The sequence below is a fragment of the Streptomyces sp. NPDC006393 genome (assembly GCF_040628575.1).
Lineage (GTDB): Bacteria > Actinomycetota > Actinomycetes > Streptomycetales > Streptomycetaceae > Streptomyces.
Map to the genome: position 1 here is coordinate 79,190 of NZ_JBEXZD010000007.1, position 26,182 is coordinate 105,371.

The window sequence follows — 26,182 nt, forward strand, 5'->3', positions numbered from 1 at the left end:
CCCGCTCTTCCCGTCTCACCATCCGCACCCCTCAACCCGGGATGTTCCATGCGCCTGAGAAAAAACATGTCGAGAGCCGTCACCACGGCCTCTGCCGTCGTCCTCCTCGGGGCCGCTTCCTTCACGTCGGCTTTCGGCTCCGAGGCACGCGACGCGAAGACCGTGACCGCCGATCCGTTGGCGACATGGCAGACGGACGGCGTCGTCTGGTCCGTCGAGTACGCACGCGGGGTCGTGTACGTCGGCGGCGCCTTCGACAGCGTGCGCCCGCCGGGCGCCGAGCCCGGCGAGAGGGAGGTCGCCCGGAAGAACTTCGCCGCGTTCGACGCCGCCACCGGCCGGTTGCTGCCCTGCGCCCACTCCTTCACCGGGAGCGACGAGGGGGTACGGGCACTGAAGGCGTCGCGTGACGGCAAGGTGCTGTACGTCGGGGGATCGTTCGACCGGGTCGACGGCGGCAAGGCGGCCGATGCCGTCGCGCTCGACACGGACGGCTGCGCGCTGCGCAAGGACTTCCGCCCTGCCATGGGGGGCACCGTCCGGGCCATCGACACCACCGACAGCGAGGTGTACCTGGGCGGCGACTTCAAGGCCGTGGACGGCCGGACCAGGAGCAGGATCGCCTCGTTCACCCGCAGCGGCGCACTGCTGCCCTTCAAGGCGGACATCGACCTGCCGGTCCGGGCCGTCGTGGCCGCGCCCGAGTACGGAAAGGTCATCGTCGGCGGCGACTTCCACCACGTCAACGGCGAGCCGGAGCAGGCACTGATCGCCCTGGACCCGAAGACCGGTTCGACCGTGACCTCGTTCCCGGACTGGCTGCCGTCCCGGTCGGTGGTGAAGTCACTGGCACGCGACGCCACCGGCTTCTATCTCGGCGCCGAGGGAAGCGGGACCGGCGTCTTCGACGGGCGCATCGCCGGCCGCCTGTCCGACGGCAAGATGATCTGGAAGGACGTCTGCCAGGGCGCCACGCAGTCCGTCATCGTGTACGACGGAATCCTCTACAGCGGATCCCACGCCCACTACTGCGCCGTCACACCGGGGGGCTTCCCCGACGGACCCCGCCGGCACCTCCTGGCCCAGTCGGTGCGTGACAGCCGCATCCTGCACTGGTTCCCCAACACCAACGAGGGGATCGGCGAGAAGGTCGGCCCCCGGGCACTCGTGATGGCGGGCGGCATCCTCTGGGCGGGCGGCGAGTTCACCAAGGTCAACGGCAAGCCCCAGCAGGGTCTGACGCGCTTCGGGACCGGTGGCCGCGGCAGCGCCCCGGAAGCCGCTCCCCGGCTCGCGGCCAAGAGCCAAGGAGCCGGCAAGGTCACGCTCACCTGGCGTGCCGCCTGGGACCGGGACGACGCGGAGCTGACCTACCGGATCTACCGCGACGGCGCCCTCGTGACCTCGATCAGGAAGAAGTCGGCCGAGTGGGACCGTCCGGACATGACGTACACGGACTCCGTCACCCCCGGCTCCCGCCACAGCTACACGATCACCGTCAGCGACGGCGAGAACACCTCGCCGAAGTCCCCGGCGGCCGAGGTGACCGCTCTCGCCACGAAGCGGTCGGCGGGGGAGCACTGATGGGAGAACGCGTCGGGTACGCGCCAGGGGTCTTCGACCTCTTCCACGTGGGGCACCTCAACATCCTGCGCCGGGCCCGGGAACACTGCGACCGGCTGATCGCGGGTGTCTGCTCGGACGAACTGGTGGTACGCCTGAAGGGCCGGCCGCCCGTGGTGCCGCTCGCCGAGCGGCTGGAGATCGTCCGCAGCGTGCGCTACGTGGACGGGACCTTCGTCGCCCTGGTGAACGACAAGATCGAGGCATGGAGGCAGCTCGGTTTCGACGTGATCTTCAAGGGCGACGACTGGCTCGGCACGGACGTCTGGACCAGCCTCGAGACCGAGCTGACGAAGATCGGCGTGGACGTCGTCTACTTCCCCTACACCGCGCACACCTCGAGCACCCTCCTGCGCGACGCGCTCCGCGTCCTGGCCCCGCGTGACCCCTCCGGACCCGAGATCCTCTCCCCGGCGGCAGAAGTGTCGGCGCGCAGGAGTCTCCCGGACTAGGACCGAGCGGGAAGCGGGCCACACGGGCGCGCACCGACCCCACAGCGACCCGAAGCGGCGGACCGGAACCCTCCCGTCCGCCGCTTCGGCGTGCCGGCCGGCGCCCGTGGCGCTGGGTTCCGTTTGACCTCTTCCCCTCCCGGGGTAATCTCTACGGCTCGATTGGCCAGCCTGCCGTCGCCTATGGCAGACTGTCCGAGTTGCTCGGTCGAGTGTTGATGCTGCGCGCCTCCCGCCGGGAGGACCGGAAGCGAGTCCCACAGTACTCGTCGCCCTAACTGCCTCACGGCAGCGCTGGGGCGGACGTACGGGAATCTTCCGGGAAGCGTGGGCGCGGCACCGGCCAGGCGCCCGGTGGGCCACGCGTCGGCAGGACGGACGCGTACTCCCGGTCCCGCGGTTCCGGACGGGCCGCACTCCCACGCAGGGATGTTCGAACAAGGGACATCTGTGTCAGCGGGAGCGCGACACGCCCGACCGCGTGGGTCGGCGAGAGCCAAGGGAAACCAGGGAAACACCGGGTTCCAGAGCGTGAGAAGAGACAGGACTACGAAGTAGCCATGGCGGGACAGAAGATCCGCATCCGGCTCAAGGCCTACGACCACGAGGTCATCGACTCCTCGGCGAAGAAGATCGTCGAGACGGTGACCCGTACCGGTGCGTCGGTCGCGGGCCCGGTGCCGCTGCCCACTGAGAAGAACGTGTACTGCGTCATCAAGTCGCCGCACAAGTACAAGGACTCGCGCGAGCACTTCGAGATGCGCACGCACAAGCGCCTGATCGACATTCTCGACCCGACCCCCAAGACCGTTGACTCTCTGATGCGACTCGACCTGCCGGCCGGTGTCGACATCGAGATCAAGCTCTGAGGCTGGTGGGCTGAGAATGGCTAAGCAGATCAAGGGCATCCTGGGCGAGAAGCTCGGCATGACGCAGGTGTGGGACGAGAACAACCGTGTTGTTCCGGTCACCGTCGTCAAGGCCGGCCCCAACGTCGTGACCCAGGTTCGTACGAACGACGTCGACGGCTACGAGTCGGTCCAGATCGCCTTCGGCGAGATCGACCCGCGCAAGGTGAACAAGCCCCTCAAGGGTCACTTCGCCAAGGCCGACGTCACCCCCCGTCGTCACCTCGTCGAGATCCGCACCGCGGACGCCTCCGAGTACACGCTGGGCCAGGAGATCACCGCCGAGGTGTTCGAGGCCGGCGTGAAGGTCGACGTCACCGGCAAGAGCAAGGGCAAGGGCTTCGCCGGTGTCATGAAGCGTCACAACTTCGGTGGCCTCGGCGCCGGTCACGGCACCCAGCGCAAGCACCGCTCTCCCGGTTCCATCGGTGGCTGCGCCACCCCGGGCCGTGTGTTCAAGGGCCTCCGCATGGCGGGTCGCATGGGCAACGAGCGGGTCACCACCCAGAACCTGACCGTCCACGCCGTTGACGCGGAGAAGGGTCTGCTGCTCATCAAGGGCGCGGTTCCCGGTCCGAACGGCGGCCTCGTCCTGGTCCGCACCGCGGCCAAGGGGGCCTGAGGTAACCGATGAGCACTGTTGACATCCTTTCGCCGGCGGGCGAGAAGGCCGGTTCCGTCGAGCTCCCCGCGGAGATCTTCGGCGTTGAGAAGGTCAGCGTTCCGCTGATCCACCAGGTCGTCGTCGCGCAGCTGGCCGCCGCCCGTCAGGGCACGCACAAGACCAAGACCCGCGGCGAGGTCCGCGGCGGTGGCAAGAAGCCGTACCGCCAGAAGGGCACCGGTCGCGCCCGCCAGGGTTCGACCCGCGCGCCGCAGTTCGCCGGTGGTGGCGTCGTGCACGGTCCCGTGCCGCGCGACTACTCGCAGCGGACCCCGAAGAAGATGAAGGCCGCGGCCCTGCGCCACGCCCTCACCGACCGGGCCCGCCACAACCGCATCCACGTCGTCACCGGCGTGGTCGAGGGTGAGACCGCCTCCACCAAGGCCGCCCGGACGCTGTTCGGCAAGATCTCGGAGCGCAAGAACCTGCTCCTGGTCGTCGACCGCGCCGACGAGGCCGCGTGGCTGTCCGCCCGCAACCTGCCCCAGGTCCACATCCTGGAGCCGGGCCAGCTGAACACGTACGACGTTCTCGTCTCGGACGACGTGGTCTTCACCAAGGCCGCTTTCGAGTCCTTCGTCGCCGGCCCGAACAAGGCCAACGACACCGAAGGGAGCGAGGCCTGATGGCTACGCGTCACCCCTCCATCGCCTCCAAGGCGGCCAAGGCCGCCAAGGCCGCGCGCGTCGCCAAGGCGCGCCGTCACGCCGCCGAGGGCAAGAACACCGTCGAGACCCCGCTGAGCAAGTCGTACACGGACCCCCGTGACGTCCTGGTCAAGCCGGTCGTCTCGGAGAAGAGCTACGCGCTCCTCGACGAGAACAAGTACACGTTCATCGTCGACCCGCGTGCCAACAAGACCCAGATCAAGGAGGCCGTCCAGGCGGTCTTCGAGGTCAAGGTCACCGGGGTCAACACGATCAACCGCCAGGGCAAGCGCAAGCGGACCCGCACCGGCTTCGGCCAGCGCGCCGCCACCAAGCGCGCGATCGTGACCCTCGCCGAGGGCGACCGTATCGACATCTTCGGCGGTCCGACCGCCTGACGGCGGTCCGGATCGTCCGATATCGGACGAGGACTGAGAAATGGGTATCCGCAAGTACAAGCCGACGACTCCTGGCCGTCGTGGCGCCAGCGTCGCCGACTTCGTCGAGGTCACGCGGTCCACGCCGGAGAAGTCGCTGGTCCGTCCCCTGCACAGCAAGGGCGGCCGTAACAATTCCGGTCGTGTGACCGTTCGCCACCAGGGTGGCGGACACAAGCGCGCCTACCGCGTGATCGACTTCCGTCGTCACGACAAGGACGGCGTGCCGGCGAAGGTCGCGCACATCGAGTACGACCCCAACCGCACCGCGCGCATCGCGCTGCTGCACTACGCGGACGGCGAGAAGCGCTACATCCTCGCGCCGCGTGGCCTGTCGCAGGGCGACCGCGTCGAGAACGGTCCCGGGGCCGACATCAAGCCGGGCAACAACCTGGCCCTCCGCAACATCCCGGTCGGTACGACGCTGCACGCGATCGAGCTCCGTCCGGGCGGCGGCGCCAAGTTCGCCCGCTCCGCCGGTGCCTCCGTGCAGCTGCTCGCGAAGGAGGGCTCGATGGCCCACCTCCGCATGCCCTCCGGCGAGATCCGCCTGGTCGACGTGCGCTGCCGCGCCACCGTCGGCGAGGTCGGCAACGCCGAGCAGAGCAACATCAACTGGGGCAAGGCCGGCCGCAAGCGCTGGCTGGGCGTCCGCCCGACCGTTCGCGGTGTGGCGATGAACCCGGTTGACCACCCCCACGGTGGTGGTGAGGGCAAGACCTCGGGTGGCCGCCACCCGGTCAGCCCCTGGGGTCAGAAGGAAGGTCGTACTCGTGCTCCCAAGAAGGCGAGCAACAAGTACATCGTCCGCCGCCGCAAGACGAACAAGAAGCGCTAAGGACGGGTTGAGATGCCTCGTAGCTTGAAGAAGGGGCCTTTCGTCGACGACCACCTGATGAAGAAGGTGGACGTACAGAACGAAGCCGGCACCAAGAACGTCATCAAGACCTGGTCCCGTCGCTCGATGATCGTCCCGGCGATGCTGGGCCACACGATCGCGGTGCACAACGGCAAGACCCACATCCCGGTGTTCGTCACCGAGTCCATGGTCGGCCACAAGCTCGGCGAGTTCTCGCCGACGCGCACCTTCCGGGGTCACGTCAAGGAAGACCGGAAGTCGAAGCGCCGCTAGCAGCGGATCGCATTCAGACACGTAAGTAACTGAAGGGACAACCATGGAAGCCAGGGCCCAGGCGCGGTACATCCGCGTCACGCCCATGAAGGCCCGCCGCGTGGTGGACCTCATCCGTGGCATGGACGCCACGGAGGCCCAGGCTGTTCTGCGATTCGCTCCGCAGGCAGCCTCCGTGCCGGTCGGCAAGGTGCTCGACAGCGCCATCGCCAACGCCGCGCACAACTACGACCACACCGACGCCGACAGCCTCTACGTCTCCGAGGCGTACGTCGACGAGGGCCCGACCCTGAAGCGGTTCCGGCCGCGCGCCCAGGGCCGTGCCTACCGGATCCGCAAGCGGACCAGCCACATCACCGTGGTCGTCAGCAGCAAGGAAGGAACCCGGTAATGGGCCAGAAGGTAAACCCGCACGGGTTCCGGCTCGGTGTCACGACCGACTTCAAGTCGCGTTGGTACGCCGACAAGCTGTACAAGGACTACGTCAAGGAAGACGTCGCCATCCGTCGGATGATGACGTCCGGCATGGAGCGCGCCGGCATCTCCAAGGTGGAGATCGAGCGCACCCGTGACCGCGTGCGTGTGGACATCCACACCGCTCGTCCGGGCATCGTCATCGGCCGCCGTGGCGCCGAGGCCGACCGCATCCGCGGCGACCTCGAGAAGCTCACCGGCAAGCAGGTCCAGCTGAACATCCTCGAGGTCAAGAACCCCGAGACCGACGCTCAGCTGGTTGCCCAGGCCGTCGCCGAGCAGCTCTCCTCCCGCGTCTCCTTCCGCCGCGCCATGCGCAAGAGCATGCAGTCGGCGATGAAGGCGGGCGCCAAGGGCATCAAGATCCAGTGCGGCGGCCGCCTCGGCGGCGCCGAGATGTCCCGCTCGGAGTTCTACCGCGAGGGCCGCGTGCCCCTGCACACGCTCCGCGCGAACGTGGACTACGGCTTCTTCGAGGCCAAGACGACCTTCGGCCGCATCGGTGTGAAGGTCTGGATCTACAAGGGCGACGTCAAGAACATCGCCGAGGTCCGCGCCGAGAACGCCGCCGCCCGCGCGGGTCAGCGCCCGTCGCGCGGCGCCGGTGAGCGCCCGGCCCGTGGTGGCCGTGGTGGCGAGCGGCGCGGTCGCAAGCCGCAGCAGCAGCAGGCTCCGGCCGCCGAGGCCCCCAAGGCCGAGGCTCCGGCCGCTGCCGCTCCGGCTGAGAGCACCGGAACGGAGGCCTGACCGACATGCTGATCCCCCGTAGGGTCAAGCACCGCAAGCAGCACCACCCGAAGCGCAACGGTATGTCCAAGGGTGGAACGCAGGTTGCGTTCGGCGAGTACGGCATCCAGGCGCTGACCCCGGCGTACGTGACGAACCGCCAGATCGAGGCGGCTCGTATCGCCATGACCCGTCACATCAAGCGTGGCGGCAAGGTCTGGATCAACATCTACCCGGACCGCCCCCTCACCAAGAAGCCGGCCGAGACCCGCATGGGTTCCGGTAAGGGTTCCCCGGAGTGGTGGGTCGCGAACGTCAAGCCCGGACGCGTGATGTTCGAGCTGTCGTACCCCAACGAGAAGATCGCCCGTGAGGCGCTGCTTCGTGCGGCCCACAAGCTGCCGATGAAGTGCCGGATCGTCAAGCGCGAGGCAGGTGAAGCGTGATGTCGGCCGGTACCAAGGCGTCCGAGCTGCGCGAGCTGGGCAACGAGGAGCTTCTGGGCAAGCTCCGCGAGGCCAAGGAAGAGCTGTTCAATCTCCGCTTCCAGGCGGCGACCGGTCAGCTCGAGAACCACGGCCGTCTGAAGGCGGTCCGCAAGGACATCGCGCGGATCTACACCCTGATGCGCGAGCGTGAGCTGGGCATCGAAACGGTGGAGAACGCCTGATGAGCGAGAAGAACGTGACTGAGAACGCAGAGGCCCGTGGCTTCCGCAAGACCCGTGAGGGTCTCGTCGTCAGCGACAAGATGGACAAGACCGTCGTCGTCGCCGTCGAGGACCGCGTGAAGCACGCGCTGTACGGCAAGGTCATCCGCCGTACCAACAAGCTCAAGGCGCACGACGAGCAGAACGCCGCGGGTGTCGGCGACCGCGTCCTCCTGATGGAGACCCGGCCGCTGTCCGCGACGAAGCGCTGGCGCGTCGTCGAGATCCTCGAGAAGGCCAAGTAAGTCTCCTGCGGGGCATCCCTCGCAGGACAGTTCCGCCAGGCTCCGGGGGCCGCTCGCTCGAGCGGCCCCCGGGGAACCGGCAGACAAACAGGAGATAGACGTGATCCAGCAGGAGTCGCGACTGCGTGTCGCCGACAACACTGGTGCGAAGGAGATCCTTTGCATCCGTGTGCTCGGTGGCTCCGGTCGCCGCTACGCGGGCATCGGTGACGTCATCGTCGCCACCGTCAAGGACGCGATCCCCGGTGGCAACGTGAAGAAGGGTGACGTCGTCAAGGCGGTCATCGTTCGCACCGTCAAGGAGCGCCGCCGTCCGGACGGCTCGTACATCCGCTTCGACGAGAACGCCGCCGTCATTCTGAAGAACGACGGCGACCCTCGTGGCACCCGTATCTTCGGCCCCGTCGGCCGTGAGCTGCGCGAGAAGAAGTTCATGAAGATCATCTCCCTCGCGCCGGAGGTGCTGTGAGCATGAAGATCAAGAAGGGCGACCTGGTCCAGGTCATCACCGGCAAGGACAAGGGCAAGCAGGGCAAGGTCATTGCCGCTTACCCGCGCGAGGAGCGCGTCCTGGTCGAGGGTGTCAACCGGGTCAAGAAGCACACCAAGGCCGGGCCGACCGCCAGCGGTTCGCAGGCCGGCGGCATCGTCACCACCGAGGCCCCGATCCACGTCTCCAACGTCCAGCTGGTCGTGGAGAAGGACGGGCAGAAGGTCGTGACCCGCGTCGGTTACCGCTTCGACGACGAAGGCAACAAGATCCGCGTTGCCAAGCGGACGGGTGAGGACATCTGATGGCTACCACCACTTCCCCGCGTCTGAAGCAGAAGTACCGCGACGAGATCGCCCCCAAGCTGCGTGACGAGTTCAAGTACGAGAACGTCATGCAGATCCCGGGCCTCGTCAAGATCGTGGTCAACATGGGTGTGGGCGACGCCGCCCGCGACTCCAAGCTGATCGAGGGCGCCATCCGCGACCTCACCACGATCACCGGCCAGAAGCCGGCGGTCACCAAGGCCCGCAAGTCCATCGCGCAGTTCAAGCTGCGTGAGGGTCAGCCGATCGGTGCCCACGTCACGCTCCGTGGCGACCGCATGTGGGAGTTCCTGGACCGCACCCTGTCGCTCGCGCTGCCGCGCATCCGCGACTTCCGCGGCCTGTCCCCCAAGCAGTTCGACGGCCGTGGCAACTACACCTTCGGTCTCACGGAGCAGGTCATGTTCCACGAGATCGACCAGGACAAGATCGACCGCGTCCGGGGTATGGACATCACCGTGGTCACCACGGCGACCAACGACGCTGAGGGCCGCGCGCTCCTTCGTCACCTCGGCTTCCCGTTCAAGGAGGCGTGAGCGAGATGGCGAAGAAGGCTCTGATCGCTAAGGCTGCTCGCAAGCCCAAGTTCGGTGTGCGTGGCTACACGCGCTGCCAGCGCTGCGGCCGTCCGCACTCCGTGTACCGCAAGTTCGGCCTCTGCCGCGTGTGCCTTCGTGAGATGGCTCACCGTGGCGAGCTGCCGGGCGTGACCAAGAGCTCCTGGTAATCCCCCGTTTGAGGGGTTCCGGAAGCTCTCGGTAAGTAGATAGGGCGGACAGACGCCCAGCTCACATGCCTTAGGCTTGTGGGGTTGGGCGTCTGTCGCCGCCCGTACGACTTACTACGCCGTAGGTCCACCGCGCCGCACCCGTCCCGTCTCGGATCGGGGAGAGGGATGGCGCACCAGGAAACCCCGGCGAGAGAGGCCGAAGGCCAATTCATGACCATGACTGATCCGATCGCAGACATGCTCACGCGTCTGCGGAACGCGAACTCGGCATACCACGACACCGTGACCATGCCGCACTCGAAGATCAAGTCGCACATCGCGGAGATCCTCCAGCAGGAGGGCTTCATCACGGGCTGGAAGACCGAGGACGCCGAGGTCGGCAAGAACCTCGTTCTCGAGCTGAAGTACGGCCCGAACCGTGAGCGCTCCATCGCGGGCATCAAGCGGATCTCCAAGCCCGGTCTCCGGGTGTACGCGAAGTCCACCAACCTGCCGAAGGTGCTCGGCGGCCTCGGCGTGGCGATCATCTCCACGTCGCACGGGCTCCTCACCGACAAGCAGGCCGGCAAGAAGGGCGTGGGTGGGGAAGTCCTCGCCTACGTCTGGTAACGGAAGGGAACGGAGGAAACAGCTATGTCGCGCATCGGCAAGCTCCCCATCGCGGTTCCCGCCGGCGTGGACGTCACCATCGACGGCCGTACGGTCTCGGTCAAGGGCCCCAAGGGCTCGCTGACCCACACCGTTGCGGCGCCGATCGAGGTCGTCAAGGGCGAGGACGGCACCCTGCAGGTGACCCGCCCCAACGACGAGCGTCAGAACAAGGCTCTCCACGGCCTGTCCCGCACGCTGGTGGCGAACATGATCACCGGCGTGACCCAGGGTTACGTGAAGAAGCTCGAGATCAGCGGTGTCGGTTACCGCGTGACGGCCAAGGGCTCGAACCTCGAGTTCGCGCTGGGCTACAGCCACCCGATCACCGTCGAGGCGCCCGAGGGCATCACCTTCAAGGTGGAGGCTCCCACCCGCTTCTCGGTCGAGGGCATCGACAAGCAGAAGGTCGGCGAGGTTGCGGCCAACATCCGCAAGCTGCGCAAGCCCGACCCGTACAAGGCCAAGGGCGTCAAGTACGAGGGCGAAGTCATCCGCCGCAAGGTCGGAAAGGCGGGTAAGTAAGCCATGGCATACGGGCAGAAGATCCTCAAGGGCGACGCCTACAAGCGCGCCGCGATCAAGCGCCGTCACATCCGGATCCGCAAGCGGATCTCCGGTACGGCGGAGCGTCCCCGTCTGGTCGTGACCCGCTCCAACCGCCACATCGTGGCGCAGGTGATCGACGACCTCAAGGGCCACACCCTGGCGTCGGCGTCCACGCTGGACACGTCGATCCGCGGTGGCGAGGGCGACAAGTCCGCGCAGGCCAAGCAGGTCGGCGCCCTGGTCGCCGAGCGTGCCAAGGCCGCCGGTGTCGAGGCCGTCGTGTTCGACCGTGGTGGCAACCAGTACGCCGGGCGCATCGCCGCCCTGGCGGACGCCGCCCGCGAAGCCGGCCTGAAGTTCTGAGCCGGTTCCGAGCTAGCGGAAACAGAGAGAGGTAATTCCAATGGCTGGACCCCAGCGCCGCGGTGGCGGTGCCGGTGGCGGCGAGCGGCGGGACCGGAAGGGCCGTGACGGCGGCGCAGCTGCCGCCGAGAAGACCGCGTACGTTGAGCGCGTCGTCGCGATCAACCGCGTCGCCAAGGTTGTGAAGGGTGGTCGTCGCTTCAGCTTCACCGCGCTGGTCGTGGTGGGCGACGGTGACGGCACCGTGGGTGTCGGATACGGCAAGGCCAAGGAGGTGCCGGCCGCCATCGCCAAGGGCGTTGAGGAGGCCAAGAAGCACTTCTTCAAGGTCCCCCGGATCCAGGGCACCATCCCGCACCCGATCCAGGGTGAGAAGGCTGCCGGCGTCGTGCTGCTCAAGCCCGCGTCCCCCGGTACCGGTGTTATCGCCGGTGGTCCGGTGCGTGCCGTGCTCGAGTGCGCCGGTATCCACGACGTGCTGTCGAAGTCGCTCGGCTCCGACAACGCGATCAACATCGTGCACGCGACCGTGGAGGCCCTCAAGGGCCTGCAGCGTCCCGAGGAGATCGCGGCCCGCCGCGGTCTGCCGCTCGAGGACGTCGCCCCCGCGGCCCTGCTGCGTGCGCGTGCCGGGGCAGGTGCGTAATCATGGCTCAGCTCAAGATCACGCAGGTCAAGTCCTACATCGGCAGCAAGCAGAACCACCGCGACACCTTGCGTTCCCTGGGCCTCAAGCGCCTGGGTGACGTGGTCGTCAAGGAGGACCGTCCCGAGTTCCGCGGCATGGTGCACACCGTCCGCCACCTCGTGACGGTCGAGGAGGTCGACTGATCATGGCGGAGCAGAACCCGCTGAAGATCCACAACCTCCGTCCGGCCCCCGGCGCCAAGACCGCCAAGACCCGTGTCGGTCGTGGTGAGGCGTCGAAGGGTAAGACGGCCGGTCGTGGTACGAAGGGCACGAAGGCCCGTTACCAGGTTCCGGAGCGCTTCGAGGGCGGCCAGATGCCGCTGCACATGCGCCTCCCGAAGCTGAAGGGCTTCAAGAACCCGTTCAAGACCGAGTACCAGGTCGTGAACCTCGACAAGCTGGCCGCGCTCTACCCGCAGGGTGGCGAGGTCACGGTCGAGGACCTGGTGGCCAAGGGTGCCGTTCGCAAGAACAGCCTGGTCAAGGTCCTGGGCCAGGGCGAGGTCTCCGTGGCGCTGCAGGTGACGGTGGACGCCGTCTCCGGCTCCGCCAAGGAGAAGATCACCGCCGCCGGCGGTTCCGTCACCGAGCTCGTCTGACTTCCTTGGACGTCTCCTCGATGACGTAAGCATCCCGACCGGGGATACCTCACAATGAGGTATCCCCGGTTGGTCGTTCCAAGGGGGGCAGTGTCGCCGGTAAGGTGGCCTGCACTGTTCTTTTCGTCGAACCTCAAGACCGTCACCCTTACGCACTGGCGCGGGGGTCGCAGGAGGCACCGTGCTCACCGGCTTCGCCCGGGCGTTCAGGACGCCCGACCTGCGCAAGAAGCTGCTCTTCACACTCGGCATCATCGTGGCGTACCGCGTCGGTACCCACATCCCGATCCCGGGCGTCAACTACAAGGCCGTCCAGCAGTGTGTCACCGAGGCCTCCGGCAACCAGGGGCTCTTCGGACTGGTCAACATGTTCAGCGGCGGCGCGCTGCTCCAGATCACGGTCTTCGCCCTCGGGATCATGCCGTACATCACGGCGAGCATCATCCTGCAGCTGCTGACCGTGGTGATCCCGCGCCTGGAAGCCCTCAAGAAGGAGGGCCAGGCCGGCACGGCCAAGATCACCCAGTACACCCGTTACCTGACGGTGGCGCTGGCCATCCTGCAGGGCACCGGCCTGGTGGCCACCGCCCGCAGTGGCGCCCTGTTCTCCGGGTGCACGGTCGCGGCCAACATCGTCCCCGAGCGGGCGATCTTCAACACGATCGTCATGGTGGTCTGCATGACCGCCGGTACGGCCGTGGTCATGTGGCTCGGTGAGCTCATCACCGACCGCGGCATCGGCAACGGCATGTCGATCCTGATGTTCATCTCGATCGCCGCGACGTTCCCGTCCTCGCTGTGGGCCATCAAGAAGCAGGGCACCCTGGCCGGCGGCTGGATCGAGTTCGGCACCGTGATCCTGGTCGGCCTGGTCATGGTCGGTCTGGTCGTCTTCGTCGAGCAGGCCCAGCGCCGTATCCCGGTGCAGTACGCGAAGCGCATGATCGGCCGGCGCTCCTACGGCGGTACGTCCACGTACATCCCGCTCAAGGTCAACCAGGCCGGTGTGATTCCGGTCATCTTCGCGTCGTCGCTGCTCTACATTCCGGCGCTCATCGCCCAGTTCGCGGGGGGCAACTCCGGCTGGAAGACCTGGGTCCAGCAGAACCTGACCAAGGGCGATCACCCGCTTTACATCACTATGTACTTCTTGCTTATCGTGTTCTTCGCGTTCTTCTACGTGGCGATCTCCTTCAACCCCGAGGAAGTCGCGGACAACATGAAGAAGTATGGTGGCTTCATCCCGGGCATCCGGGCTGGCCGACCGACCGCTGAGTACCTTTCGTACGTGCTCAACCGGATCACCTGGCCGGGTTCGCTGTATCTGGGTCTGATCGCTCTCGTACCGACAATGGCGTTGGTCGGGTTCAACGCGAACCAGAACTTCCCCTTCGGCGGGACCAGCATCCTGATCATCGTGGGTGTCGGCCTCGAGACGGTGAAGCAGATCGAGAGCCAGCTCCAGCAGCGCAATTACGAAGGGTTCCTCCGCTGATGCGAATCGTCCTCGTCGGGCCGCCAGGTGCCGGTAAGGGAACGCAGGCTGTGCGCCTTGCCGAGAAGCTGCGCATCCCGCACATCTCCACGGGCGACCTTTTCCGCGCCAACATCAGCCGTCAGACGGAGCTCGGCAAGCTCGCGAAGTCCTACATGGACGCCGGGAACCTCGTGCCGGACGAGGTCACCATCGCCATGGCCAAGGACCGCATGGAGCAGCCCGACGCCGTCGGAGGCTTCCTGCTGGACGGCTTCCCGCGCAACGTCTCCCAGGCGGAGGCCCTGGACGCGCTGCTGCAGGAGGAGGGCATCAAGCTCGACGCGGTGCTCGACCTGGAGGTCCCCGAGGACGAGGTCGTGAAGCGGATCGCCGGCCGGCGGATCTGCCGCAAGGACTCCAGCCACGTCTTCCACGTGACGTACAGCCCGCCGAAGAAGGACGGCGTCTGCGACGTCTGCGGCGGCGAGCTGTACCAGCGGGACGACGACTCGGAGGGCACCGTCCGCAAGCGGCTGGAGGTCTACCACACGCAGACCGAGCCGATCATCGACTACTACAAGGCCCAGGGCCTGGTCGTGACGATCTCCTCGCTCGGCCCGGTGGACGAGATCACGCGGCGCGCGCTGGAGGCGCTGAAGCGCGAGGACGCCACGAAGTAGGCGTCACGCCGGGTGCAGCCGCGGTTCCTTCCGAAGGGGCCGCGGCTGTGCTGTGGGCGCGGCGGCGCCCGTATGGTTGACAGAGTCGGCCCTCGTTCCGGTCCCAGAAAGGCCCTTCTCCCCATGGTGCAGATCAAGAGCCCCGAGCAGATCGCCAAGATGCGTGCGGCGGGGCTGGTCGTCGCCGCGATCCACGCGGCCACCCGGGAGGCGGCCGTGCCCGGCGCGAGCACCAAGGACCTGGACGAGGTCGCCCGCAAGGTGCTCGCCGAGCACAACGCCAAGCCGAACTTCCTCGGCTACGGCGGCTTCCCGGCGACGATCTGCACCTCGGTCAACGAGGTGGTCGTCCACGGCATCCCCTCGGAGGACGTCGTCCTCAAGGACGGGGACATCATCTCCATCGACTGCGGCGCGATCGTCGACGGCTGGCACGGCGACGCCGCGTACACGGCGTTCGTGGGTTCCGGTCACGCCCCGGAGCTGGTCGAGCTCTCCCGGGTGACCGAGGAGTCGATGTGGGCCGGGATCGCCGCCATGAAGCAGGGCAACCGGCTGGTCGACATCTCCCGTGCCGTCGAGACGTACATCCGCCGCCAGCCCAAGCCCGGCGGCGGCCGCTACGGGATCATCGAGGACTACGGCGGCCACGGCATCGGCACCGAGATGCACATGGACCCGCACCTGCTGAACTACGTCGACCGGCGGCGCGGCAAGGGCCCCAAGCTGGTCCCCGGCTTCTGCCTGGCCATCGAGCCGATGGTCTCGCTGGGCACGGCGAAGACCCGCGTCCTCGAGGACGACTGGACGGTCATCACCACGGACGGAACCTGGTCCTCCCACTGGGAGCACTCGGTCGCCCTGACCGAGCAGGGCCCCCTGGTCCTGACGGCCCCGGATGGCGGCGAGGCGAAGCTGGCGGAGTACGGGATCACGACGGCGCCTGACCCGCTGGCGTGACGTTCGTTGCGCCTACGGCGGGCGGGGGTCTGCTCGCCGTAGGCGACTGCGGGTGCGGCTGTGCCCACCCGTTCCGCCCCGGCGGAACGACTGCCCACAGCCGCCGTACGGCTGGTCTGCATGGTGATCTCCGATGCCGGGCATGCTTCCTCGATTCGTGTTTCCGGGTGCGCTGACGTAGACTGACTCGTCGGCTCTCGTGCACCCGCATGTCCGCATGCGCCCGCAAGGGAAGCAGAGAGAGTCGATCAAGGTAGTCGATTCGAAGGGCAAAGCGTGGCCAAGAAGCAAGGTGCCATCGAGATCGAGGGCACTGTCGTCGAGTCTCTGCCGAACGCCATGTTCAAGGTCGAGCTCCAGAACGGCCACCAGGTCCTGGCACACATCAGCGGCAAGATGCGTATGCACTACATCCGCATCCTCCCTGACGACCGGGTCGTGGTGGAGCTGTCTCCGTACGACCTGACGCGTGGCCGGATCGTCTACCGGTACAAGTAGATCTTGCCCACGTCCCGTGCTCTCCCTGTGCACGGGGCCGACGGCAACTGACCCGGAGAACCTCACATCCCATGAAGGTCAAGCCGAGCGTCAAGAAGATCTGCGACAAGTGCAGGGTGATCCGCCGTCACGGCCGGGTCATGGTCATCTGCGAGAACCCGCGCCACAAGCAGCGCCAGGGCTGACGCACGACCGACCGCACCCTCTGCACCGAATCGCAGAGATTCGCGCGACGCGAGCTGAATATGTTCATACGCAGGGCCCGAGCCGCGACGCGGCTTGACACCCCCGGTTCGGAGGCCGGGGACCCGGTTCGTACCTCGTACGGCGGCCGGGAGCCGGTCCTGCGGAAGACCTCCGAAGATCACCAGGAGCCATTGAATGGCACGCGTTTCCGGTGTTGACATCCCGCGCGAAAAGCGCGTGGAGGTCGCCCTCACCTACGTGTTCGGCATCGGCCGGACCCTCTCGAAGCAGACGCTGGCCGCCACCGGCATCGACCCGAACACCCGCGTTCGCGACCTCTCCGAGGAGCAGCTCGTCGCGATCCGTGAGTTCGTGGACAACAACATCAAGACCGAGGGTGACCTCCGTCGCGAGATCCAGGCCGACATCCGCCGCAAGGTCGAGATCGGCTGCTACCAGGGTCTGCGGCACCGCCGCGGTCTCCCCGTCCGCGGTCAGCGCACCAGCACCAACGCCCGTACCCGCAAGGGCCCGCGTCGCGCCATCGCCGGCAAGAAGAAGCCGGGCAAGAAGTAGTCCGCAGCGACACTCGCCGTCCAGCGGTCTTCGCTGTAGGACCGACCACCTCCCACAGGAGTTTTCGACATGCCCCCCAAGGGACGTCAGGGCGCTGCCAAGAAGGTGCGCCGCAAGGAAAAGAAGAACGTCGCTCACGGCCACGCGCACATCAAGAGCACGTTCAACAACACCATCGTTTCGATCACCGACCCGAGCGGCAACGTGATCTCCTGGGCCTCCGCCGGCCACGTCGGCTTCAAGGGCTCCCGGAAGTCCACGCCGTTCGCCGCGCAGATGGCCGCCGAGTCGGCCGCCCGCCGCGCCCAGGAGCACGGCATGCGCAAGGTCGACGTGTTCGTCAAGGGCCCGGGCTCCGGTCGTGAGACCGCGATCCGCTCCCTGCAGGCCACGGGCCTCGAGGTCGGCTCCATCCAGGACGTCACCCCGACCCCGCACAACGGCTGCCGTCCGCCGAAGCGTCGTCGCGTCTGACGTACGCCTCACGGGCAGCGGGTCCGGGCGGTACGGCTCCTTCGGGTCGTACCGCCCGTACCCTTGCAGTACCCGCACTTTTCACGGGTGCGGTTTCCGTCGGACGTCAAATAGCGGGCGTCCACGAATGAAGGATCTGATCCACACATGCTGATCGCTCAGCGTCCCTCGTTGACCGAAGAGGTCGTCGACGAGTTCCGCTCCCGGTTCGTGATCGAGCCGCTGGAGCCGGGCTTCGGCTACACCCTCGGCAACTCCCTGCGCCGCACCCTCCTGTCGTCGATCCCCGGTGCCGCTGTCACCAGCATCCGCATCGACGGCGTCCTGCACGAGTTCACCACCGTGCCGGGCGTCAAGGAGGACGTCACCGACCTGATCCTCAACATCAAGCAGCTGGTCGTCTCCTCGGAGCACGACGAGCCGGTCGTGATGTACCTGCGCAAGCAGGGCCCGGGTCTGGTCACCGCCGCCGACATCGCGCCCCCGGCCGGTGTCGAGGTGCACAACCCCGACCTCGTCCTCGCCACGCTCAACGGCAAGGGCAAGCTGGAGATGGAGCTGACCGTCGAGCGCGGTCGCGGTTACGTCTCCGCCGTGCAGAACAAGCAGGTGGGCCAGGAGATCGGCCGTATCCCGGTCGACTCGATCTACTCGCCGGTGCTGAAGGTCACGTACAAGGTCGAGGCCACGCGTGTCGAGCAGCGGACCGACTTCGACAAGCTGATCGTCGACGTCGAGACCAAGCAGGCCATGCGTCCGCGTGACGCCATGGCGTCGGCCGGCAAGACCCTGGTCGAGCTGTTCGGTCTGGCGCGTGAACTTAATATCGACGCCGAGGGCATCGACATGGGCCCGTCCCCCACGGACGCCGCCCTTGCCGCCGATCTGGCGCTGCCGATCGAGGAGCTGGAGCTCACCGTTCGGTCGTACAACTGCCTCAAGCGTGAGGGCATCCACTCCGTGGGTGAGCTCGTCGCCCGCTCCGAGGCCGACCTCCTGGACATCCGCAACTTCGGTGCGAAGTCCATCGACGAGGTCAAGGCGAAGCTGGCCGGCATGGGCCTGGCCCTGAAGGACAGCCCGCCCGGATTCGACCCCACGGCCGCCGCCGACGCCTTCGGCGCCGACGACGACGCGGACGCGGGTTTCGTGGAGACCGAGCAGTACTGATCAGTACCTGATCGGTTGTTGCCGGTGAGCATCCGCTCATCGGGTTCCTGACCCCGGTACCTGACACGGCCGGGGCAGACACACAGGAGAAGAACAATGCCGAAGCCCACCAAGGGTGCCCGTCTGGGCGGCAGCGCCGCGCACGAGAAGCTGCTCCTCGCGAACCTCGCGAAGGCGCTGTTCGAGCACGGCCGTATCACCACCACCGAGGCGAAGGCCCGCCGCCTGCGCCCGTACGCCGAGCGTCTGGTCACCAAGGCGAAGAAGGGCGACCTTCACAACCGCCGTCAGGTGCTCCAGGTGATCACGGACAAGAGCGTCGTCCACACGCTCTTCACCGAGATCGGCCCGCGCTACGAGAACCGTCCGGGTGGCTACACCCGCATCACCAAGATCGGTAACCGCCGTGGCGACAACGCGCCCATGGCCGTCATCGAGCTGGTCGAGGCGCTGACGGTGCAGCAGAAGGCCGTGGGTGAGGCCGAGGCCGCCACCAAGCGCGCGGTCAAGGAGGCCGACGAGGCCAAGGCCGCCGAGACCACCGAGGCGCCGGCCGAGGAGGCCGCTGCCGAGGAGTCGAAGGAAGCCTGAGGCTCCGCCTGACGCTGGAAGCGGGTTCGCCCTTCGGGGCGGGCCCGCTTTCGCGTACCGGAGGAGCCGGCGGCCCTGAGAGGATCTGTACGTGAGTGACGAAGCACAGCCCGGCCATGTCCGCATCCGTCTCGACCTGTCCTACGACGGCACCGGCTTCCACGGCTGGGCCAAGCAGGCCGGCGGCAAGCGGACCGTGCAGGGGGAGATCGAGGACGCGCTGCGCACGGTCACGCGGTCCGGTCAGACGTACGAGCTGACCGTCGCCGGGCGGACCGACGCCGGGGTGCACGCACGGGGCCAGGTGGCGCATGTGGACCTGCCCGAGCAGGTCTGGCGCGAGCACCACGAGAAGCTGCTGAAGCGGCTCGCCGGACGGCTGCCCAGGGATGTGCGCGTCTGGGCCCTCAGGCCCGCGCCGAGCGGCTTCAACGCCCGCTTCTCCGCCGTCTGGCGCCGCTACGCCTACCGCGTCACCGACAACCCGGGCGGAGTGGACCCGCTGCTGCGGGGCCATGTGCTGTGGCACGACTGGCCGCTCGACGTCGACGCCATGAACGAGGCCGCCCGGCGGCTCGTCGGCGAGCACGACTTCGCCGCGTACTGCAAGAAGCGCGAGGGCGCGACCACCATCCGTACGCTCCAGGAGCTGAGCCTGGCGCGCGGCGACGACGGGATCATCACCGCGACCGTCCGCGCCGACGCCTTCTGCCACAACATGGTGCGCTCGCTCATCGGGGCGCTGCTGTTCGTCGGCGACGGCCACCGTCCGCCGGACTGGCCGGGCAAGGTGCTGGCCGCGGGCGTACGGGACTCCGCCGTGCACGTCGTACGGCCGCACGGGCTGACCCTGGAGGAGGTCGGCTACCCGGCCGACGAGCTGCTGGCGGCGCGCAGCCGCGAGGCCCGCAACAAGCGGTCGCTGCCGGCGGCCGGCTGCTGCTGAGGGGTCGGGACCCGGGCCCCGTTCACCTGGTGTGACGGTACGGTCGCGGTCTGGCGGGAACTCGCTCACGCATGCGGCTCACCGTCATCGGCACCGGTTATCTGGGCGCCACACATGCCGCCTGCATGGCGGAGCTGGGACACGAGGTGGTCGGCGTCGACGTCGACGCCGGCAAGATCGCAGCGCTGCGCGCGGGCCGGGCGCCGTTCCACGAGCCGGGGCTGTCCGCGCTGCTCGCCCGGCACACGGCGAGCGGACGGCTGCGGTTCACGACCGCCTACGAGCAGGCCGGCGCCTTCGGACAGGTGCACTTCGTGTGCGTGGGCACCCCGCAGCGCCGGGACTGCGACGGCGCGGACCTGAGCTGTGTGGAGTCGGCCTTCGAGGGGATCGCCCGGCATGCGCGCAAGGGCGCCCTGCTGGTGGGCAAGTCGACCGTGCCGGTCGGCACCGCGGCGCGGCTCGCCGAAGAGCACGGCGCCGAGATCGCGTGGAACCCGGAATTTCTACGCGAGGGCTTCGCCGTCGAGGACACCCTGCGGCCGGACCGGCTGGTGTTCGGGGTGCGCACGGAGCGGGCCGAGCGGCTGCTGCGCCAGGTCTACGGTCCCGTCCTCGCCGCCGGGACACCGCTGGTCGTCACCGACTTCGCCACCGCCGAACTGGCCAAGACGGCCGCCAACTCCTTCCTCGCCACCAAGATCTCCTTCATCAACGCGATGGCCGAGGTCTGCGAGGCCGCGGGCGGTGACGTGCGGAGACTGGCCGAGGCGCTGGGGTACGACGGCCGGATCGGGCGGGCGTACCTGCGGGCCGGGGTCGGGTTCGGCGGCGGCTGTCTGCCCAAGGACATCCGGGCCTTCGCGCACCGCGCCGCCGAGCTGGGCGTGGACCTGGGGTTCCTGCACGCGGTGGACGCGATCAACATGCGGCGCCGGGACCGGGCGGTCGCGCTGGCCCGCGAGCTGTGCGGGGGGACCGTCCTCGGGGCGCGGGTGGCGGTGCTGGGCGCCGCCTTCAAACCGGACTCGGACGACGTCCGCGACTCGCCCGCGCTGAACGTGGCCGCGCGCCTCGGCCTCGACGGCGCCGACGTCACGGTCTACGACCCCGAGGCGCTGGACAACGCGCGCAAGGCGTTCCCGCTGCTCGGCTACGCGCTGTCCGTGCCGGAGGCGCTGCGCGGGGCCGAACTGGTGCTGCTGCTGACCGAGTGGCCGCGGTTCCGGGAGATCGACCCGCGGTGGGCGGCGCGGCTGGTGTCCCGGCCACGCGTCGTGGACGGCCGGGGCGTCCTCGACCCGGACCGCTGGACGGCGGCGGGCTGGCGGTTCCGCGCGCTGGGGATGTCCTGACCGGGGACGCCGGACAGGACCTGGCGGTGCCCTGGCAGTGCCCCTGGTGGCGCCCTAGCGGTCGGCCGCCGCCGAGGCCTGGGCCACGCCGCGCCGGCGGATCTGCTGGAACGCGAACTCCGCGAGGTCGTCGCCGGTGCGGAACACCTTGGTGTCCTTGGCCGTCACGTCCTTGCCGCTGGGGAAGCCGGCGAGGGTGAAGTAGGCGTAGCGGCCGTAGGAGTTGGTGGTGGAGCGGCAGACCGCGCCGTCGCAGAAGGCCTTGACGCCGCCGCCGGTCAGCGGCTTGACGATGCTCTTCTTGTCGGCCTGGCCCTTGGCCTTGAGGGCCTTGGCCTCGGTGTCGAAGACGGCGACGCCGACGGTGGCCGCGATGCCGTCCTTCGTGTAGGTCGCGCGGATCAGGCGGGTGCAGCCGTTGGCGGTGAGGACCTTGCCGAGGGTTCCCTGGACGGCCGTGGCACAGCTCTTGGTGTCGGCCGTGGGGCCCTTCTTGTACACGTTCTCGCCCATGGTCAGCCGGGAGCCCGGGAAGAGCGTGTTCGCGCTGAGCGGGGCGGTGTCCTTCTGCGCGCTGGATATGAAGTCCTTGGGGTCCAGCGGGGGCGGGGCGCTGGTGGGCGCGAAGGAGGGGGCCGTGGCCGAGCCGCTCGGCAGCGCGGCGGTGGCGGGCAGCTGGGAGGCGGGCTGTCCCGAGGCGTCGTCGTCGCTGTCGGCGGACATCACCGCCATGGCGACGGCCGCGCCGACGGCGACGGTGGCCAGCACGCCACCGCCGACGAACAGCAGTCGCCGCCGCTTGTTGCGCGTCTCGGACGCCTCGGCGAGCGCGGCCCAGTCCGGGGTCTGGCTGTCGCTCCCGCTGTTCCACGACGACTGCTGAGAATGTGGTTTCCAGGGATCCCACTGGGACTGCGAGCCCCCCTGCCCATAACTCATGGGGCGCATCTTAGACGGGGCCGAGGGTGCCCGGGCGCCGCCCGGGGCGCCCCTGCGGGCACCTTCGTCACAGGCCGGTACAAAGCGGAGCACGCCGTCGCCGAAGCGGGCCGGGCGGTGTGCTCGTGCGGGGCGGGGGCGGGTGCCGAGGGCGGGTGCCGTGGGGGAGTGGGGGCGAGGGCGCCTACACTGGGGCGGAACACGCTGGATCCGTGCGGGCAACCCGTTTTGACCCCCGGAGGGCCGCGCGGGTATCCTGCATGTTCGTTGTGTATTGGCTTGGCTCTTCTCACGGACCCGGCCCTTACACCGGTCCACCGGGCCGATGACCAGCGACCAGCACGCGGTTTGCGTCACCGCGGTGCGGTCAGGGCTGTCGTGATCGTCTTCGGTGACCTTGTCAGGACCACTCACTGAAGAAGCGAAGGCTACGAACCGTGCGTACGTACAGCCCCAAGCCCGGCGACATCACGCGCCAGTGGCACGTCATTGACGCCCAGGACGTCGTCCTGGGCCGCCTGGCGTCCACCGCCGCCACCCTTCTGCGGGGCAAGCACAAGCCGATCTACGCGCCGCACGTCGACGCTGGTGACTTCGTCATCATCATCAACGCCGACAAGGTGCACCTCTCCGGCAACAAGCGGACCCAGAAGATGGCGTACCGCCACTCCGGTTACCCGGGTGGTCTGCGCTCCGTCCGTTACGACGAGCTGCTCGACAAGAACCCCGAGAAGGCCATCGAGAAGGCCGTCAAGGGCATGCTCCCCAAGAACTCCCTGGGCCGTCAGATGCTCTCGAAGCTGAAGGTCTACAAGGGTGACCAGCACCCGCACGGCGCCCAGCAGCCGGTGCCGTTCGAGATCACCCAGGTCGCGCAGTAAGTCCGGCCACCCCCTAAGACTGAAGAGAATCTGAGGAGAATCGTGGCCGAGACCACTGCCGAGCAGCCGCTCGAAGAGCTTGACATCGACAGCTACACCACCGAGTCCGAGGTTCCGGTGGAGGGTGAGTACACCTCCGAGTCCCTCGCCTCGCGCTTCGGTGAGCCCCAGCCCGCCGCCGGCCTGGGTCGCCGCAAGAACGCCATTGCCCGCGTCCGGATCGTTCCGGGCTCCGGCAAGTGGAAGATCAACGGTCGCACCCTCGAGGACTACTTCCCGAACAAGGTGCACCAGCAGGAGGTCAACGAGCCCTTCAAGGTGCTGGAGCTCGAGGGCCGTTACGACGTCATCGCCCGCATCGCCGGCGGCGGCGTCTCCGGTCAGGCCGGTGCCCTGCGTCTCGGTGTCGCCCGCGCCCTGAACGAGGCCGACGTCGACAACAACCGCGGCCCGCTCAAGAAGGCCGGCTTCCTCCGCCGCGACGACCGTGCGGTCGAGCGCAAGAAGGCCGGTCTGAAGAAGGCCCGCAAGGCGCCGCAGTACAGCAAGCGCTAATCAGCGGCTGCCTGCGGACAGGCCTACTCCGAACGCCCCGGCGGCACGCCACTGTGCCGTCGGGGCGTTCGTATATCGCAGGACTTGGGCGTATAACGGCACAAGGTGCTGACCGGCTGATGTGATCGGATGCCCAGGGCCTTCAAGAAATGACGCTTCATCAGGAGGACAAGTGGGACGACTCTTCGGCACGGACGGCGTGCGTGGCGTCGCCAACGCGGACCTGACCGCCGAGATGGCGCTCGGCCTCTCCGTCGCCGCGGCGCACGTGCTGGCCGAGGCAGGCACCTTCGAGGGCCACCGTCCCAAGGCCGTGGTCGGCCGGGACCCGCGTGCCTCCGGGGAGTTCCTGGAGGCCGCCGTGGTCGCCGGGCTGGCGAGCGCGGGCGTGGACGTGCTGCGCGTCGGCGTGCTGCCGACGCCCGCGGTGGCGTATCTGACCGGCGCGCTCGGCGCCGACCTCGGCGTGATGCTCTCGGCCAGCCACAACGCCATGCCCGACAACGGCATCAAGTTCTTCGCCCGCGGCGGCCACAAGCTCGCCGACGAGCTGGAGGACAGGATCGAGAAGGTCTACGAGGAGCACCGCACCGGCGCGCCCTGGGACCGTCCGACCGGCGCCGGCGTGGGCCGCGTCCGCGACTACGACGAGGGCTTCGACCAGTACGTCTCCCACCTCCTCGGCGTCCTCCCCAACCGGCTCGACGGCCTGAGGATCGTCCTGGACGAGGCGCACGGCGCCGCCGCCCGGGTCTCGCCGGAGGCCTTCGCCCGGGCCGGTGCCGAGGTCGTCACCATCGGCGCGGAGCCCGACGGCCTGAACATCAACGACGGCTGCGGTTCCACGCATATGGGCCGGCTCAAGGCCGCCGTCGTCGAGCACGGCGCCCACCTCGGCATCGCGCACGACGGCGACGCCGACCGCTGCCTGGCCGTGGACCACACCGGCGAGGAGGTCGACGGCGACCAGATCCTGGCCGTGCTCGCGCTGGCGATGCGGGAGCGTTCCGCACTGCGCTCCGACACCGTCGTCGCGACCGTGATGTCGAACCTGGGCTTCAAGCTGGCCATGGAGCGCGAGGGCATCCACCTCGTGCAGACCGCCGTCGGCGACCGCTACGTCCTGGAGGAGATGAAGGACAAGGACTTCGCCCTCGGCGGCGAGCAGTCCGGCCACGTCATCATCCTCGACCACGCCACCACCGGCGACGGCACGCTCACCGGCCTGCTGCTGGCCGCCCGCATCGCCCAGACCGGCCGTACGCTGCGCGACCTGGCCGCGGTCATGGAGCGGCTGCCCCAGGTCCTGATCAACGTCCCCGACGTGGACAAGTCCCGGGTGAAGACCTCCGCGGACCTGGCCGCCGCGATCACCGAGGCCGAGCGCGAGCTGGGCGAGACCGGCCGCGTCCTGCTGCGTCCCTCGGGCACCGAACCGCTGGTCCGCGTCATGGTCGAGGCCGCCGACATCGACCAGGCCCGCTCGGTGGCGGGCCGACTGGCCGACGCGGTGAAGTCGGCGCTGGGTTAGACAAGTTCGGAGGCGCGGCGGGCGCGCTCACGCTGTCTGGACCAGAACCACCTCTGGGCGAGCAGCGTGAGCGTGCCGGCCAGCACGATGCCGAGCAGGTTCAGCAGCAGCTGTTCGGTGGAACCCCAGGTCTGCCGGGTGTCGCCGTAGGCGAGCGCCACGGCCGCGTTGGCGGCGGCCGGGACGGTGGTCACCGAGATGGCGACGCCGACCAGGGCACCGGACTTGGCCGAGGTCAGGGAGAGCGTGCCGGCGGCTCCGGCGAGGACCGCCACGACGAAGGAGAACCAGTCGGGGGCGTAGACGAAGCTGGTGTTGGGCCGTGGGGCCTCCAGCTTGCTCTCGCTGAACAGCCCGACGGCGTCCATGAAGACGCTGAAGCCCGCCGTCACGGCCATCGCCAGGGCGAAGCCCACCAGCAGCGCGGTCAGCGACCGCAGCGCCGGCCGCGGGGCCCGCTGCACAAGTGCGGTGCTCAGACCGGCCAGCGGCCCGAACTCCGGGCCGACGGCCATGGCGCCCACGATCAGGATCGCGTTGTCCAGCAGCACACCGCAGGCCGCGATCATCGTGGCGAGCGTGATGAACGCCAGATAGGTGACCGACAGCGTCGACTCCTCCTGCGTGGCGTCCGCCAGGTGCTCCCACAGCACCGCGTCCGCGCCCTCACCCGGCGCCTCCTTCTCGGCCTTCTCGGCCCGCTCGGACAGCGACAGTTCGATGTTGTCCACGGCGATCGAACCGGTCCGGTCGATCCCCAGTTCCCGCAGACCGGTGAGCAGTTCGTGACCCGCCTCGCGTGCGACGTCGCACATCACCACGTCACCGGCCGGGTTGCGGGCGGCGCCCCGCAGCACGACGAGGTGCGTGGCGCCCACCGTCCTCTCGATCAGCCGCACCGCGTCGTCGGTGCGCTCGGCGGGCGTGATCAGTCGCAGATGCAGCATGACG

The 26,182-nt window shown here is 68.4% G+C and carries 39 protein-coding genes; 37 read left to right on the plus strand and 2 right to left on the minus strand.

All coding sequences use genetic code 11. The features are described from left to right. Positions 1 to 66: 66 nt before the first annotated feature. The 34 genes from ABZ484_RS05580 to ABZ484_RS05745 all read left to right on the plus strand — a co-directional run bounded on the left by ABZ484_RS05580 (position 67) and on the right by ABZ484_RS05745 (position 21,325). The gene (locus tag ABZ484_RS05580; protein WP_358864594.1) at positions 67 to 1,584 is read left to right on the plus strand and encodes a fibronectin type III domain-containing protein; all 1,518 of its coding nucleotides are present in this window, start codon (positions 67 to 69) and stop codon (positions 1,582 to 1,584) included. Continuing rightward, entirely contained in the window at positions 1,581 to 2,075 is a 495-nt protein-coding gene (locus ABZ484_RS05585) for an adenylyltransferase/cytidyltransferase family protein (RefSeq protein ID WP_358864634.1), read from the plus strand. The genes ABZ484_RS05580 and ABZ484_RS05585 overlap by 4 nt, the downstream gene beginning before the upstream one ends. A gap of 560 nt (positions 2,076 to 2,635) precedes the next feature. Then, entirely contained in the window at positions 2,636 to 2,944 is a 309-nt protein-coding gene (rpsJ, locus tag ABZ484_RS05590; RefSeq protein WP_003948644.1) for a 30S ribosomal protein S10, read from the plus strand. Positions 2,945 to 2,960: 16 nt separating this feature from the next. Then, positions 2,961 to 3,605, plus strand: a complete 645-nt coding sequence (gene rplC / locus ABZ484_RS05595) for a 50S ribosomal protein L3 (RefSeq protein ID WP_103781446.1) — start codon at positions 2,961 to 2,963, stop codon at positions 3,603 to 3,605. An 8-nt stretch (positions 3,606 to 3,613) separates the two neighbouring features. After that, the gene (gene rplD / locus ABZ484_RS05600; RefSeq protein ID WP_306190414.1) at positions 3,614 to 4,273 is read left to right on the plus strand and encodes a 50S ribosomal protein L4; all 660 of its coding nucleotides are present in this window, start codon (positions 3,614 to 3,616) and stop codon (positions 4,271 to 4,273) included. Next, positions 4,273 to 4,692 carry a 50S ribosomal protein L23 gene (gene rplW, locus ABZ484_RS05605; RefSeq protein ID WP_086726225.1) on the plus strand — a complete coding sequence of 140 codons (420 nt, stop codon included), beginning with the start codon at positions 4,273 to 4,275 and terminating at the stop codon, positions 4,690 to 4,692. The genes rplD and rplW overlap by 1 nt, the downstream gene beginning before the upstream one ends. A gap of 40 nt (positions 4,693 to 4,732) precedes the next feature. Then, positions 4,733 to 5,569, plus strand: a complete 837-nt coding sequence (gene rplB / locus ABZ484_RS05610; RefSeq protein WP_355890582.1) for a 50S ribosomal protein L2 — start codon at positions 4,733 to 4,735, stop codon at positions 5,567 to 5,569. A 12-nt stretch (positions 5,570 to 5,581) separates the two neighbouring features. Then, positions 5,582 to 5,863, plus strand: coding sequence for a 30S ribosomal protein S19 (gene rpsS / locus ABZ484_RS05615; RefSeq protein ID WP_086726223.1), 282 nt, complete (start codon positions 5,582 to 5,584; stop codon positions 5,861 to 5,863). A gap of 43 nt (positions 5,864 to 5,906) precedes the next feature. Next, complete coding sequence (gene rplV / locus ABZ484_RS05620) at positions 5,907 to 6,254, plus strand: 50S ribosomal protein L22 (protein ID WP_030174537.1); 348 nt, start codon at positions 5,907 to 5,909, stop codon at positions 6,252 to 6,254. After that, positions 6,254 to 7,084, plus strand: coding sequence for a 30S ribosomal protein S3 (gene rpsC, locus ABZ484_RS05625; RefSeq protein ID WP_030174539.1), 831 nt, complete (start codon positions 6,254 to 6,256; stop codon positions 7,082 to 7,084). Before rplV ends, rpsC begins: the two co-directional genes overlap by 1 nt. A gap of 5 nt (positions 7,085 to 7,089) precedes the next feature. Next, positions 7,090 to 7,509, plus strand: coding sequence for a 50S ribosomal protein L16 (gene rplP / locus ABZ484_RS05630; RefSeq protein ID WP_358864595.1), 420 nt, complete (start codon positions 7,090 to 7,092; stop codon positions 7,507 to 7,509). Next, positions 7,509 to 7,733, plus strand: a complete 225-nt coding sequence (gene rpmC, locus ABZ484_RS05635; protein ID WP_018564811.1) for a 50S ribosomal protein L29 — start codon at positions 7,509 to 7,511, stop codon at positions 7,731 to 7,733. Before rplP ends, rpmC begins: the two co-directional genes overlap by 1 nt. Next, entirely contained in the window at positions 7,733 to 8,017 is a 285-nt protein-coding gene (rpsQ, locus tag ABZ484_RS05640; RefSeq protein WP_018543912.1) for a 30S ribosomal protein S17, read from the plus strand. The genes rpmC and rpsQ overlap by 1 nt, the downstream gene beginning before the upstream one ends. Before the next feature lie 100 nt (positions 8,018 to 8,117). Further along, positions 8,118 to 8,486 carry a 50S ribosomal protein L14 gene (gene rplN / locus ABZ484_RS05645; protein ID WP_003998823.1) on the plus strand — a complete coding sequence of 123 codons (369 nt, stop codon included), beginning with the start codon at positions 8,118 to 8,120 and terminating at the stop codon, positions 8,484 to 8,486. Positions 8,487 to 8,488: 2 nt separating this feature from the next. Further along, positions 8,489 to 8,812, plus strand: a complete 324-nt coding sequence (gene rplX / locus ABZ484_RS05650) for a 50S ribosomal protein L24 (protein ID WP_086726220.1) — start codon at positions 8,489 to 8,491, stop codon at positions 8,810 to 8,812. Further along, positions 8,812 to 9,369 (plus strand): 50S ribosomal protein L5, encoded by a 558-nt coding sequence (gene rplE / locus ABZ484_RS05655; protein ID WP_190181495.1) that lies wholly within the window; start codon positions 8,812 to 8,814, stop codon positions 9,367 to 9,369. Before rplX ends, rplE begins: the two co-directional genes overlap by 1 nt. Before the next feature lie 5 nt (positions 9,370 to 9,374). Then, positions 9,375 to 9,560, plus strand: a complete 186-nt coding sequence (locus ABZ484_RS05660) for a type Z 30S ribosomal protein S14 (RefSeq protein WP_003948630.1) — start codon at positions 9,375 to 9,377, stop codon at positions 9,558 to 9,560. Positions 9,561 to 9,773: 213 nt separating this feature from the next. Continuing rightward, complete coding sequence (gene rpsH / locus ABZ484_RS05665) at positions 9,774 to 10,172, plus strand: 30S ribosomal protein S8 (RefSeq protein WP_009190141.1); 399 nt, start codon at positions 9,774 to 9,776, stop codon at positions 10,170 to 10,172. A gap of 24 nt (positions 10,173 to 10,196) precedes the next feature. Then, a complete protein-coding gene (rplF, locus tag ABZ484_RS05670) occupies positions 10,197 to 10,736 on the plus strand; it encodes a 50S ribosomal protein L6 (RefSeq protein WP_358864596.1) in 540 nt (179 codons plus the stop codon). Between the two features lie 3 nt (positions 10,737 to 10,739). After that, entirely contained in the window at positions 10,740 to 11,123 is a 384-nt protein-coding gene (rplR, locus tag ABZ484_RS05675) for a 50S ribosomal protein L18 (protein WP_019980869.1), read from the plus strand. A 40-nt stretch (positions 11,124 to 11,163) separates the two neighbouring features. Next, on the plus strand, positions 11,164 to 11,769 hold the full coding sequence (gene rpsE / locus ABZ484_RS05680; protein WP_009190144.1) for a 30S ribosomal protein S5: 606 nt from the start codon (positions 11,164 to 11,166) through the stop codon (positions 11,767 to 11,769). A gap of 2 nt (positions 11,770 to 11,771) precedes the next feature. Beyond that, on the plus strand, positions 11,772 to 11,954 hold the full coding sequence (gene rpmD, locus ABZ484_RS05685; RefSeq protein WP_030174559.1) for a 50S ribosomal protein L30: 183 nt from the start codon (positions 11,772 to 11,774) through the stop codon (positions 11,952 to 11,954). A 2-nt stretch (positions 11,955 to 11,956) separates the two neighbouring features. After that, on the plus strand, positions 11,957 to 12,412 hold the full coding sequence (rplO, locus tag ABZ484_RS05690) for a 50S ribosomal protein L15 (protein WP_030174562.1): 456 nt from the start codon (positions 11,957 to 11,959) through the stop codon (positions 12,410 to 12,412). 181 nt (positions 12,413 to 12,593) lie between these two features. After that, a complete protein-coding gene (gene secY / locus ABZ484_RS05695; RefSeq protein WP_030174565.1) occupies positions 12,594 to 13,907 on the plus strand; it encodes a preprotein translocase subunit SecY in 1,314 nt (437 codons plus the stop codon). Then, a complete protein-coding gene (locus ABZ484_RS05700; protein WP_358864597.1) occupies positions 13,907 to 14,569 on the plus strand; it encodes an adenylate kinase in 663 nt (220 codons plus the stop codon). Before secY ends, ABZ484_RS05700 begins: the two co-directional genes overlap by 1 nt. Before the next feature lie 123 nt (positions 14,570 to 14,692). Continuing rightward, positions 14,693 to 15,529 (plus strand): type I methionyl aminopeptidase, encoded by an 837-nt coding sequence (map, locus tag ABZ484_RS05705; RefSeq protein ID WP_358864598.1) that lies wholly within the window; start codon positions 14,693 to 14,695, stop codon positions 15,527 to 15,529. Between the two features lie 276 nt (positions 15,530 to 15,805). After that, positions 15,806 to 16,027 carry a translation initiation factor IF-1 gene (gene infA / locus ABZ484_RS05710; protein ID WP_003948620.1) on the plus strand — a complete coding sequence of 74 codons (222 nt, stop codon included), beginning with the start codon at positions 15,806 to 15,808 and terminating at the stop codon, positions 16,025 to 16,027. A gap of 71 nt (positions 16,028 to 16,098) precedes the next feature. Further along, positions 16,099 to 16,212: a 50S ribosomal protein L36 gene (rpmJ, locus tag ABZ484_RS05715; RefSeq protein WP_003998809.1), complete on the plus strand. Its 114-nt coding sequence runs from the start codon at positions 16,099 to 16,101 to the stop codon at positions 16,210 to 16,212. Between the two features lie 196 nt (positions 16,213 to 16,408). Further along, a complete protein-coding gene (rpsM, locus tag ABZ484_RS05720; RefSeq protein ID WP_358864599.1) occupies positions 16,409 to 16,789 on the plus strand; it encodes a 30S ribosomal protein S13 in 381 nt (126 codons plus the stop codon). A 69-nt stretch (positions 16,790 to 16,858) separates the two neighbouring features. Further along, positions 16,859 to 17,263 (plus strand): 30S ribosomal protein S11, encoded by a 405-nt coding sequence (gene rpsK / locus ABZ484_RS05725; RefSeq protein WP_003956432.1) that lies wholly within the window; start codon positions 16,859 to 16,861, stop codon positions 17,261 to 17,263. Between the two features lie 147 nt (positions 17,264 to 17,410). Further along, positions 17,411 to 18,433: a DNA-directed RNA polymerase subunit alpha gene (locus ABZ484_RS05730; RefSeq protein ID WP_003966937.1), complete on the plus strand. Its 1,023-nt coding sequence runs from the start codon at positions 17,411 to 17,413 to the stop codon at positions 18,431 to 18,433. 96 nt (positions 18,434 to 18,529) lie between these two features. After that, positions 18,530 to 19,024, plus strand: coding sequence for a 50S ribosomal protein L17 (gene rplQ / locus ABZ484_RS05735; RefSeq protein ID WP_030173931.1), 495 nt, complete (start codon positions 18,530 to 18,532; stop codon positions 19,022 to 19,024). 91 nt (positions 19,025 to 19,115) lie between these two features. Next, positions 19,116 to 19,970: a tRNA pseudouridine(38-40) synthase TruA gene (gene truA, locus ABZ484_RS05740; RefSeq protein WP_358864600.1), complete on the plus strand. Its 855-nt coding sequence runs from the start codon at positions 19,116 to 19,118 to the stop codon at positions 19,968 to 19,970. Between the two features lie 71 nt (positions 19,971 to 20,041). After that, positions 20,042 to 21,325, plus strand: coding sequence for a UDP-glucose/GDP-mannose dehydrogenase family protein (locus tag ABZ484_RS05745; protein ID WP_358864601.1), 1,284 nt, complete (start codon positions 20,042 to 20,044; stop codon positions 21,323 to 21,325). Positions 21,326 to 21,379: 54 nt separating this feature from the next. Here the strand turns inward: ABZ484_RS05745 and ABZ484_RS05750 are convergent, their stop codons facing one another. Further along, positions 21,380 to 22,264 carry a hypothetical protein gene (locus ABZ484_RS05750; RefSeq protein ID WP_358864602.1) on the minus strand — a complete coding sequence of 295 codons (885 nt, stop codon included), beginning with the start codon at positions 22,262 to 22,264 and terminating at the stop codon, positions 21,380 to 21,382. A gap of 437 nt (positions 22,265 to 22,701) precedes the next feature. Here ABZ484_RS05750 and rplM point away from each other — a divergent pair, with 437 nt between their 5' ends. The 3 genes from rplM to glmM all read left to right on the plus strand — a co-directional run bounded on the left by rplM (position 22,702) and on the right by glmM (position 25,231). Then, positions 22,702 to 23,145: a 50S ribosomal protein L13 gene (gene rplM, locus ABZ484_RS05755; protein ID WP_030173943.1), complete on the plus strand. Its 444-nt coding sequence runs from the start codon at positions 22,702 to 22,704 to the stop codon at positions 23,143 to 23,145. 42 nt (positions 23,146 to 23,187) lie between these two features. Continuing rightward, a complete protein-coding gene (gene rpsI / locus ABZ484_RS05760) occupies positions 23,188 to 23,700 on the plus strand; it encodes a 30S ribosomal protein S9 (RefSeq protein WP_030173946.1) in 513 nt (170 codons plus the stop codon). A 172-nt stretch (positions 23,701 to 23,872) separates the two neighbouring features. Next, positions 23,873 to 25,231: a phosphoglucosamine mutase gene (gene glmM / locus ABZ484_RS05765; RefSeq protein ID WP_358864603.1), complete on the plus strand. Its 1,359-nt coding sequence runs from the start codon at positions 23,873 to 23,875 to the stop codon at positions 25,229 to 25,231. Here glmM and ABZ484_RS05770 read toward each other — a convergent pair. Then, positions 25,228 to 26,178 (minus strand): DUF389 domain-containing protein, encoded by a 951-nt coding sequence (locus ABZ484_RS05770; RefSeq protein WP_358864604.1) that lies wholly within the window; start codon positions 26,176 to 26,178, stop codon positions 25,228 to 25,230. The two genes, glmM and ABZ484_RS05770, sit on opposite strands and share 4 nt — an antisense overlap. Positions 26,179 to 26,182: the final 4 nt, after the last annotated feature.